Origin of the sequence: Sinomonas terricola (assembly GCF_034931225.1) — a bacterium.
Taxonomy (GTDB): Bacteria; Actinomycetota; Actinomycetes; order Actinomycetales; family Micrococcaceae; genus Sinomonas; species Sinomonas terricola.
In genome coordinates, this window is record NZ_JAYGGQ010000040.1 from 1 (window position 1) to 777 (window position 777).

The window sequence follows — 777 nt, forward strand, 5'->3', positions numbered from 1 at the left end:
CCGGCGTAGAACTGGGACCAGAGCCAGTCCCCGCCGTCGTACTTGCCCTCGGCGACCAGGTTGCCGCCGTTGGCGTACATGAACGAGGTCCACGAACCCCACAGCCGCACGACCCAGTCGAACGGCACCGAGTCCGGGGAGGCCTTCTTCATCGCCGCCGCGACCGCCTTGAAGTCCTCCACCGTCCAGTCCGCCGCCGGCAGCTCCAGCCCGGACTTCTTCAGCAGCGCCGTGTTGAAGTACATGTTCCCGGCGTTGAAGTCGGTCGGCAGCTCGTACAGGTGCCCGTCGTACATCATCGCCTCCACCAGGGACGGGTGGACGTCCTTGAAGTACGGCGCGAGCTGGTCCCTGTCCCGCTTCACATACTCGTCCAGCGGGTGCGCGAGCTTCTTCTGCGCGAACAGCTGCACCCCCTCGGTCGCGACCGAGACGATGTCCGGCGGGTTCCCCGCCGCGATCTGGGTCAGGACCTTGGTGAAGAAGTCGTTCCAGTCCGTGCCGTTGATCCCGTTGAACTTCACCGACGTGCCCGGGTTGGCCTTGACGAACGCGTCCGCGACCTTCGCCGTCTTGTCCGCCTGCTGCTGCGTGCCGAAGTACGCCACGTTCAGCGTCTTCGACCCCGACCCCCCAGAACCCCCGCCCGGGGAGCACGCCGACACCCCAGCAGCCCCCACCAGGGCCGCACCCCCCACCAGAACCGCCCGCCGCCCCACCGGCGCAGACAACACTGAACCCATCACAGAACCTCTCTGTTCATACGTATGAATAACT

Annotated in this window: 1 protein-coding gene; it reads right to left on the bottom strand. The window is 66.2% G+C overall.

The genetic code is table 11. From position 1 onward, the window contains the following. The coding region (locus tag SPF06_RS22010; protein WP_323281306.1) for an ABC transporter substrate-binding protein at window positions 1–608 on the bottom strand (608 nt) is incomplete at its 3' end. Window positions 609–777: the final 169 nt, after the last annotated feature.